Origin of the sequence: Herbaspirillum sp. 1130 (assembly GCF_017833835.1) — a bacterium.
Lineage (GTDB): Bacteria > Pseudomonadota > Gammaproteobacteria > Burkholderiales > Burkholderiaceae_D > Herbaspirillum > Herbaspirillum huttiense.
Window position 1 is genome coordinate 672,579 of the sequence record NZ_JAFICQ010000001.1, and the last position, 10,053, is coordinate 682,631.

At 63.6% G+C, this 10,053-nt stretch carries 6 protein-coding genes; 5 read left to right on the forward strand and 1 reads right to left on the reverse strand.

The window, feature by feature from the left end; all coding sequences use genetic code 11:
- Positions 1-34: 34 nt before the first annotated feature.
- Positions 35-2,422 (reverse strand): penicillin acylase family protein, encoded by a 2,388-nt coding sequence (locus tag JOD78_RS03055; RefSeq protein ID WP_227022694.1) that lies wholly within the window; start codon positions 2,420-2,422, stop codon positions 35-37.
- A gap of 267 nt (positions 2,423-2,689) precedes the next feature.
- Here JOD78_RS03055 and JOD78_RS03060 point away from each other — a divergent pair, with 267 nt between their 5' ends.
- The 5 genes from JOD78_RS03060 to JOD78_RS03080 all read left to right on the forward strand — a co-directional run bounded on the left by JOD78_RS03060 (position 2,690) and on the right by JOD78_RS03080 (position 10,035).
- Entirely contained in the window at positions 2,690-4,009 is a 1,320-nt protein-coding gene (locus JOD78_RS03060) for a lysine N(6)-hydroxylase/L-ornithine N(5)-oxygenase family protein (RefSeq protein WP_121040263.1), read from the forward strand.
- A gap of 40 nt (positions 4,010-4,049) precedes the next feature.
- A complete protein-coding gene (locus JOD78_RS03065; protein ID WP_121040265.1) occupies positions 4,050-5,522 on the forward strand; it encodes a diaminobutyrate--2-oxoglutarate transaminase in 1,473 nt (490 codons plus the stop codon).
- Positions 5,523-5,784: 262 nt separating this feature from the next.
- Positions 5,785-6,309: an RNA polymerase sigma factor gene (locus JOD78_RS03070; RefSeq protein WP_209568758.1), complete on the forward strand. Its 525-nt coding sequence runs from the start codon at positions 5,785-5,787 to the stop codon at positions 6,307-6,309.
- A 69-nt stretch (positions 6,310-6,378) separates the two neighbouring features.
- Complete coding sequence (locus tag JOD78_RS03075) at positions 6,379-7,479, forward strand: FecR domain-containing protein (protein WP_121040267.1); 1,101 nt, start codon at positions 6,379-6,381, stop codon at positions 7,477-7,479.
- Between the two features lie 117 nt (positions 7,480-7,596).
- Positions 7,597-10,035 (forward strand): TonB-dependent receptor, encoded by a 2,439-nt coding sequence (locus JOD78_RS03080; protein WP_121040269.1) that lies wholly within the window; start codon positions 7,597-7,599, stop codon positions 10,033-10,035.
- The last annotated feature ends 18 nt before the right edge of the window (positions 10,036-10,053 follow it).

Here is a 10,053-nt window from a genome sequence, read left to right on the forward strand (position 1 = left end):
ACCTTATTTTTGCAAAAAGAAAAACGGAGCCTCTTCATGGCGCGCTCAAGACGGTGCGGCTCAGTTGGGGATCACGCGCGATATCGGCTTCACGGAAGGGGAAGTCGAGCCACTGCTTGCGGGTGTAGCGGACCACCGGCGCGCTGCCGCGGCCGCCGGTAACGGCTTGCTCATCCTCGCCGTGTGCCAGCAAGGTGCGCGCCTGCACGCCCTGGCGACCGAACCAAACCACTTGCAGATAGCTGTTGGTGACTGCATTGGGGCTGAGCGCATCCTGGTCTTTCTCGGCGCAGCCGGAGGTGAAGTAACCGGCCTCGCCGCAGCCGCCGTAGATGGGCCAGTGCCGGCCACCGCTATAGACCGTGCGATACCGGCCCGGACGCTCATCGAGTGCTACCGAGCGGGTCTGCAGACGCTCGACGGCCGCCGCCAGGGCGGCCTTGGCCGCGGCCCGTCCAGGTGTGGGCGCAGCGGGCGTGGTCAGCGGTGCGGCCGCATCAAACGCTACCGCATACAGCTGATCGGTCGGCAGTTTTTCCAGCTCTTCCCAGAAAACGTCCCACAGCAACGCACCGCGATCGCCGACCTCGGCGGTATTGCCCCAGGCGCGCAGCACCCGGCACGCCTGCTCCAACTGTGCCGCCGGTGGTGCACAGGCCTGCGCCAGCAGGATCGATTTGAATTGCTCGGCGGTGTAGGCGCGCGCGCGCAGCACCTCGCGCTGCACGGCCAGGGCCAGTTTCGCCGCCGAAGCGGCACCGCTGGTCGCCAGGGTGGCACCGATCTGATGTCCCAGCCGTCCGCGCGCGCTCAAGGCGGCGCGTTCCTCGCCCAGTACGGAGGCATAGCCTTCCAGCGGCGCATCCGGATTGGACAGCCAGTGACTATCGTTCATATTGGCGACGTAATCGTGCCGCAACAGCGCAGGCAGCCGGGACACCGGCATCGCACCGGCCTGCGCCGCGCCGGGAGCGGATGGCCAGTCGCAGTCCGAGCGGCTGCCGTCCAGCACGGGAGTGCGCGCATCGAAGCGGGCGAATACCTGGGACAGCGCTGCCGCGCATTGCCCACGCAGGCTGTCAGACACGTTGGGAAGCGCACCGATATCGGCATACCAGACGCGTCCATCGCCACGTCCGATGGCCACCGTATTGACCCACGGCATGGCCGCCTCACGTCGCTGGATAGCGATGAAGTCGTCCAGTGAAGAGGCCCGGCCCCAGGCCAGGAAGTTGCGGTAGATGCGCCAGTTTCCTGCGTTGATGTCGCGCACGGCCAGCGCTTGCTGGCGTGTCCAGCCCAGGCTCGGATGCAGATCGTGCAAGTCGAGTACCGGACCGAAGCGTGATGTGTAGAGCGTGCGGCTGATCTGGCTGGCGCGACCCGCTTCATCACGGACGGCGACCGTGATCTGGCGCTGCTGCATGGTCTGGGCGACGCCGTCGACCAGATAGCGCTGCGGGTCCTGCGGATCCAGCTGCAACTGGAACAGGCCAAAGCGCCGCGCGCGCGAGACGGTATGTGTCCAGGCCACATGTTCATTGAACCCGATCATCACCACCGGAATCCCGAGAAAGCCAGCGCCGGCAACATTGATCTGGCCTGGTAGTGTCAGCTGCATCTGATAGAAGCGATCCGGCCCGCCCCAGTACCAGTGAGGATTGCCGAACAAGAGCGCGCCATCGCCACCAGTGGCTTGACTACCCCAGGCGATTGCATTGCTGCCCAGTTCGGCGCGCGTCCCCAGGTTATTGGCCAGACGCAGTCGCAGCGCGGCGTCGTGCGCCTGGCCCAGGCCGGATCCGCTGGCGCCGCCCGGGGTGGCATTGACCAGTTCGGCCAGCAACGGCGCATAGCCTGCCATGACCTGGACTGCGTACATGCGACGATAAATGTCTGCAGCGGAAATTTCCTTGAGCCATGCCTGCCCGACGCAATTACGCTGCGCAAACCGCGCCGGACTGCGGAAGGTCTCGCGCACCAGGCGGTTGTAGCCTTGCGCATAGCCCTCGATGAGGGCATTGAGTTCGTCGGGTTGCTGCGCGCGCATCTGCGCCACCATGGCGTCGTCGGCGTATGCCTTGAAAAAGACGTCGGAATCGATGTTGCGTGGCCGGCCGAGGCTGGATTCCACCGGCAGTCGCTGTTCGGCCCCGAAGTACCAGGACCGTTGTCCCGAGTAGGTCACGAAGCCTTGCGCCAGCGTGCACAGCGCATCCTGCGCTTGCGCATAGCCTACGCCCACGCCGAGCGCGCGCCAGCTATGGGCAAGGATATGGGGAATGCCGTCAGTGGTACGACGGATCTCCACGGTGGCGTCAGCACTGGCGGTATCGGCCGGTTCGGCGTGGGCGATGGCGCAACAGCACAGCAGCAGCGCCAGCAGTGGGCGTAACGGAGAGAGTGAAAGACAGGACATCATTGACTTGGCCAGGCATCCGGCCACAGCCGGGTATTGAACGCGCCCTGGCATGGACCAGGGCCTCATCACGGAAGTTGGCCGCACGCAGGCCAGGGTACGTGTTCTGCATAGACGCGCAGAGGGCCGCCTTGTTTAGGGCCTGTTGCCCCGGTCGCAGCGCCGGCTTAAACAAATCTTTCCGGCCAGCGTCTTCTGGGCAAGCAGCTACGGCGCTCGGCCAATTGCGCTCATGCGTACTTCCCTCCCCCATTTTCGCGAGGAATATCAATGCACATTCATGACCTGATCGGGATAGGCTTCGGTCCCTCCAACATCGCCCTGGCCATCGCGCTGCAGGAACAGTCGCAGAGCGGGCAACGTCCGCTGGACGCTTTTTTCATCGACAAGCAGACCTCCTTTGCCTGGCATCCCGGCATGCTGCTCAGTCACGCGCACATGCAGATCTCCTATCTCAAGGATCTGGTTACCCTGCGCAATCCGCGCAGCCGTTTCACCTTCGTGAACTATCTGCACGAACATGGTCGTTTGCCGGATTTCATCAATCTCAAAAGCTTCTTTCCCAGTCGTCATGAATTCAGCGACTACCTGAGCTGGGCCGCGCGCCACTTCGAAGCGCAATGCGCGTATGGCGAAGAAGTCTTCGATATCCTGCCCGAGCTGCACGAAGCTCAGGGGCAGTTGCTGCGGGTGCGCTCGCGTGACCGCAGCGGCGCTGTACGCGAACGGCTGGCGCGCAATCTGGTGGTGAGCATTGGGGGCACGCCGCTGCTGCCGCCCTGTTTCCGGGCGTTGGAGCGGGATAAACGCATTTTCCATTCCAACTCCTATCTGCAGGGCATCGCCGCCAATCCGCAGGCGCGCAAGATTGCCATCATCGGCGCAGGCCAGAGCGCCGCCGAGATCTTCCTGGATCTGCACAACCGTAGCGACATCACGCAGATCGACCTGATCATGCGCGGTCGGGCCATGCATCCCTCCGACGACAGTCCTTTTGTCAATGGCATCTTCAATGCCGACTACACCGACCACATCTATCACAAGGACGATGCCACCCGAGCAGAATTGCTGGCCGAGTTCCGCCGCACCAACTACGCGGCTCCGGATCTGGCGCTGATAGAGCAAATCTTCAAGATCTTCTATGAAGAGCGCATTACCCGCGGCACTCGCCACCATCTGCTGGCCCGCCATGAGGTCCTCCGCGTCGATACCCACGGCGATGGCATCGAGTTGCATCTGCGCGATCTGGAGCAAGCCATGGAGGTGAGTACGCGCTATGACGCCGTGATCCTGGCCACCGGCTATGAACGTCAGCAGCACCGGCAACTGCTGGGTTCGCTCGGCGACAACCTGGGCCACTTCGTGGTGGACCGCGACTATCGTCTGCTGACCGCCCCGGGTTTTCGCCCCCGCATTTTCCTGCAGGGTGCCTGCGAGGCCAGCCATGGCCTGAGCGACACCCTGCTGTCGGTGACGGCAGTGCGCGTGCAGGAAATCATCGATGCCCTTTGCGCCAGCAACGAAGCTGCCGCCACCTCCCCCAGTCGGCCCGACACCAGGCGGGCGCTCGATACCGCCGTGGCAGGTTGATTCGTCTTTCCGTCTCGTCCGCACTCTTTGGGAGAACCCAATGCAGCTTCCCAGCAACGCCCAACACCGTGAACTGGCGCGCGAACTGGCCCGCCGCCATCTCGCCCTGCGCGCGCCCTATGACCTTGGTACCCATCCGCTGCTGCAGCGCCAGGCGCGCCAGGAGTCCAACGCGCGCAGCTATCCGCGGCGTCTGCCGTTGGTGCTCAAACGCGCCGCCGGCATCTATGTGGAAGACATCGAAGGACGCGTTTTCATCGATTGCCTCGCCGGTGCCGGCACGCTGGCACTGGGTCACAACCATCCGGCGGTGATCGAAGCCATCGTCGCATTGCTGCATGATGGCGCGGCGCTGCATACCCTGGATCTGACAACGCCGGTAAAAGACCGCTTCATGCAAGACCTGCTGGAGATCCTGCCACCCGAGTTGAGCCGCCAGGCGCGCGTCCAGTTCTGCGGTCCGACCGGCGCCGATGCCATCGAAGCCGCGCTCAAGCTGGTCAAGAGCGCCACCGGCGGCGGCACGGTGCTGGCGTTTCAGGGCGCTTATCACGGCATGACACAGGGGGCGCTGCAACTGATGGGTAGTCTTGCCCCGAAAGCCCCGCTCAACGGCATCCTCAGTGGGGTACAGTTCCTGCCCTACCCCTACGACTACCGCTGCCCACTGGGGCTGGGCGGAGACGCGGGTGTGCGGGCCGGACTGCATTACATCGCGGCAACCCTGAATGACCCCGAGGGTGGCGTTCCCAAGCCCGCTGGCGTGGTGGTGGAGGCGATTCAGGGGGAAGGTGGCGTCATCGCCGCACCGCCTGCCTGGCTGGCGGGACTGCGCCAACTCACCCAGAGCGCCGAAGTGCCGCTGATCCTCGATGAAGTGCAGAGCGGTTTTGGTCGCAGCGGCAAGATGTTCGCCTTCGAGCACGCAGGCATCACGCCCGATGTGGTGGTGCTATCCAAGGCCATTGGCGGCGGCCTGCCACTGTCGGTGGTGGTCTACAAGGAGCAGCTGGATCAATGGAAGCCAGGCGCCCATGCCGGCACCTTCCGCGGTAACCAACTGGCTATGGCAGCCGGATCGGCCACCATGCGCGTGCTGCGCAGCGAGGATCTGGCCGGCCAGGCCAGGATCAAGGGACAGCGGCTGGAAACAGCTTTGCTGGCGCTCAGGCAGCTCCATCCACACATCGGCGAAGTGCGTGGACGCGGGCTGATGCTGGGCGTGGAGATCATCGATCCGCAGGCGCCCGCAGATGTGCTGGGCAATCCGGCGGCGGCGCCAGCCCTGGCGCGTGCGCTCCAGCACGAGTGCTTACGCCGAGGCCTGATCCTGGAACTGGGCGGACGGCACGGCTGTGTCGTCCGCTTCCTGCCGCCGCTGGTGATTGGCGAAGATGAACTGGAGCGAGTCATCGACATCTTTGCCCAAGCGCTGCGCGTGGCCTGCGCCGCTGTCCCTTGTGAGCAGCGCACCGAGGGCGCGCCGGACCGCGCATCAGCCTTGCCGGCCTGAGTCCTGGCGATCCATGCCATTGGCCAATGACCTGTGGTAGCATCGCAATGCCTTCACTTTGCAACATGCTCAAAGAAATTTTCCTGCACACATGCGGGTAGCTTGAGAGTATGCCAGGCCGCCAGGCCTGGTCTGCGCTAGCCAGATAGCCACGTAGTACGCCCAGGAATGGCATGCCCCCTGACGACTCGACCAATGTCCATTACGCCTTGCTGCGCGCGGTGCCCGGCGCTTGAGGCGTCGTCCCAGGGCCTGTTGTCTTATGGCTTGGACTGGAAACGTGATTACCCGCTATTACCGAGAGCTGTTGCAGTTCTGTCTGCGCAAAGTCAAAAATCCAGAGACTGCTGCCGATCTGGTACAGGACAGTTTTGTCCGGGTCTTGACCATGGAGCGCGCTGGACAGGCCATCCTCGATGCACGCGCCCTGCTGCGCCAGGTCGCCCTGCATCTGAAGATCGACATGGACCGCCGCGCCGCGATACGCCAGCACGAGGATCTCGACAGCCTGCCGGAAACCGAGATGCCTGCCGTTCCTGCGCATCTGCAGCCAGAACAGGCCTGCGCTGCCATCCAGTCCGCGCACGCTTACCTGGAAGCCATCGACAGCCTGCCGACCCGTTGTCGCGAAGCCTTCCAGCTGTATGCGTTCGAGGGGCTGCCCAACAAGGAAATCGCTGAACGCATGGGTATCTCCCTGAGTATGGTCAACCAGTACATCAGCCGCGGCAAACTGGCCTGCGCAGCCTGCCGGGAGGCCCTGGAGGCTGCTCCGGCCGCCCGATGACCACGCTTGTGCTGCCCGTCCCCGCTGGCGGGTGCAGTTTCTCCAGTCTCATGCGTCTATACAAGTAAGATGAAGCCATCGACAGCCCCGACCGCGACCAGCGGTTCCCCCTCCCCCGACCAGCCCGTCCAGCCCGTCCAGCAGGAAATGGCTGCGCTCTTCGACACCGAAGACCCTGTCAGGGTCGAGGCGGCACGCTGGCATACCTGCCGTGAACAGGGCTGTTCACCCCAGCAAGAAGCACAATTCCAGCAATGGTTGAGCGCCAGCACCGCCCATGGCGCCGCTTATGCGCGTATTGAAGCTGGCTTGGCGGGACTCAATGCGGCCACGCTGGCACTACGGCGCAACGCGGCGTCAGCTGCTCCCGCTACCATCCAGGCGCGCGGCGCATCCGGGGGCAGTTGGTGGCAACGCCACATGGGGGCCCGCTGGCGCCCCCGGTTCAATGCCTTGGCACTGTGTTGCGTGATGTTGCTGGGCTGCGGGCTGGCGACGCTGCATTGGCTCGGGCAGCGCAGCTTCCACCAATCCTTTGCCGTCCGGCAAGGCGAGCGTATGGAGCTGACCCTGCCGGATGGCACCGAGTTGGCGCTGGATTCCGGCACCGCGCTGGAGGTGACCCTGCTGCCACAGCGACGCGAAGTACACCTCACCAGCGGCCAGGCAATGTTCCACGTGGCCCATGACAGCAGCCGGCCGTTTGTGGTGGAGACTGGCGCCACTCGCGTCACCGTGCTGGGTACGCGTTTTTCGGTACGCCGCGGCAATGAGTACGCGGTGGAAGTGGCCGTCGAGCAAGGCCATGTCATGGTGACCAGCACTGCCCCTGACCATCCGGCACAGGCCAACCTGCTCGCCGGGCAGACCGTGCAAGCTTCGGCTAGCGGGCTGCTGGGTGCCGTGCGCGACATCGACCCGGCCAGCATCGCCCCATGGCGCCGAGGTCTGCTGCACTTCACCAGTACACCATTGGCCCAGGCCTTGCAGGAGTTCGAGCGATATGGCCCCAGCCACGTCTTCGCGCGAGATCCTGTGGTCGCCGCCATGCAGGTCGGCGGCAGTTACCGTCTGGACAGCCCGCAGGCTTTTGCCCAGACCATGCCGCGTATCCTGCCGGTGCGGCTGGTACAAGCGCCCAATGGTGACATCGAGATCGTCCGGCGCTAGGGCCCACAACGACATTGTGATTAAAGTTCACAACAAGAGGTGCACATTTGAGGCACTCAAGCGTCTTAATGATAGTGAGACCCATTTTCATTTAACTGTCATCGAGACCTTATCCCAATGCACAAGCCTCCATTCCGCTTTGCGCCCACCCGCATTTCCCTGGCTGTCGCCCTTTTGCTGGCCCAGGCACCTGTCCTGCACGCCCAGACCGTCGATAACGACCGCACCGTCAGCATTGCCATTTCCGCCCAGCCTCTGGGCTCCGCGCTCAATGCACTCTCTGCCGCCACGGGCATCCCCATCGCATTCCCGCCGGCCCTGGTGGCGGGCAAGAACGCTGCTGCCGTGCAGGGCAGCCTGACGCCGCGCGCAGCGTTGACACAACTGATGAACAACAGCGGGCTGGAGGTGCAGCAGGTCAACGGCACTTTCGTCATCCGCGCTGCGGGAACGGCTCAACAGTCTGCGGCCCCGCTACCGCAAGTGGTGGTGAAGGCGGCTGCGGAGAATGAAGAAAACCTGCCGGCCGCCTACGCCGGCGGCCAGGTGGCACGCGGCAGCCGCGCCGGGCTCTTGGGTAATACGAGCATCATGGACACGCCCTTCAATACCACCAGCTATACCTCGACGCTGATGGAGAACCAGCAAGCCATCACGGTCGCCGATGTACTGGCCAACGATCCTTCGGTACGCACGGTGTCCTATGGCCTGACCAATTCGGCGGCGGGGGGTGAAGTCTTCATGATTCGTGGCCTGTCTGTGCAGGATTCAATCCTCTTTGACGGCGTGCCCGGCATCATGTCCGGGCGCGCCGGTTCGGCCGAAATCGCTGAACGGGTCGAACTGCTCAAGGGCCCCAATGCGCTGCTGAACGGCATGGCGCCCGGCGCTGGCGGCGCCGTGGGCGGTGCCATCAATATCGTTCCCAAGCGCGCCGATGACGAACCGCTCACGCGTGTGACGACCACCTACATGTCCAACAGCAACCTGGCCGGCCACCTGGATCTGGGCCGTCGTTTCGGAGAGGACAAACAATGGGGCATTCGCTTCAACGGCAGCTATCGCAACGGTAACACGGCCACCGCCGAACAATCGGTAGAGCTGGGCACGGCGGTGCTGGGTCTCGATTATCGCGGCAGCCAGTTGCGTGCTTCGCTGGACTTGGGCCACCAGACCATGAACAACAATGCGCCGCAGGGTTCTGCCGGCTTCGGTATTGGCGATGGCGTTGAGGTCCCCTCGCCGCCCAGCGCCACCGCGCGCATCGCCCAGAGCTGGGAGAACACCAAGTCGCGCAGCAATTTTGTCCTGGCCAAGGCGGAGTACGATCTCAGCCCGCAATGGATGATCTACGGCGCAGTGGGCGGCAGCGAGACCCAATCGCGCTATCTGTCCACCGATATCACCGTCAACGACAGCCAGGGCAACGGTACTGCCAATGTCTATTTCTGGCCGAACTGGAGCCGCAACCAGGTAGTGCAAGGTGGCTTGCGCGGCACCGTCTTCACCGGCAGCGTGAAACACAGGCTCAACTTGAGCGCGACTTATCTCAAGAGCGATTCCGGCTACACCTCTTCCTACTATGGTTTCACCAGCTACGATACCAACATCTACCAGCCTGTCACCGTGGCCGCGCCTTCGCTGGAGGGCTTCTCTTCCAACCCGCCCAAGACCAATTCGCTGCAACTGCCGTCGCTGGCCCTCTCCGATACCCTCTCCTTCATGGATGAACGTATCGCACTGACGCTGGGTGGACGCTACCAGCGTGTCAAGAGCATCACCTACGACACCAGCGGGACCGGCACTGGAGATACGGTCTACCAGAAGCAGGCCGTCACTCCGGTATTGGCCGTGGTGTTCAAACTCATGCCCAATCTTTCGCTCTATGGCAACTACATCGAGGGACTGATCCAGGGCGATACTGCACCGGTGGGCACGACCAATGCGGGGCAGATGTTCCCGCCGGTCAAGGTGAAACAGCGCGAGATCGGCGCCAAGTATGACTTCGGCAGCTTCGGCACCAGCTTGAGCCTGTTCGAGATCCAGCGGCCCAGCGGTTTTTCGGTGGCCAATGCCGATGGCACCTCGACCTATCAGATCAGTGGCGAGCAGCGCAATCGTGGCGTCGAGTTGAATCTCTTTGGCGAGTTGGCCCGCAATGCACGTCTGCTGGGCGGCCTGGCTTATACCGACGCCCGCCTGACCAAGACCGATAGCGGCACCTACGATGGCAACGTCGCGCCCAACGTCTCACGCTGGCAGCTTAATCTCGGCGGGGAGTACGATGTTCCCGCCCTGGCCGGCCTGACGCTGAGTACCCGCATGATTTCCACCAGTTCCCAGTACATCGAACAGTCCAATGTTCGCAGCATTCCCGGCTGGACCCGTTGGGACATTGGCGCGCGCTACACGACCCGCGCCTTCGACAAGCCCATGGTGCTGCGCGCCAGCGTGAACAATGTGTTCAACCGCAACTACTGGTCCAGCAGCAGCGGTAACTGGATCTACCTGGGCCAGCCCCGCACGGTGGTCCTTTCGGCCAGCGTCGATTTCTAGGCGCGGATGCCGGCGGGT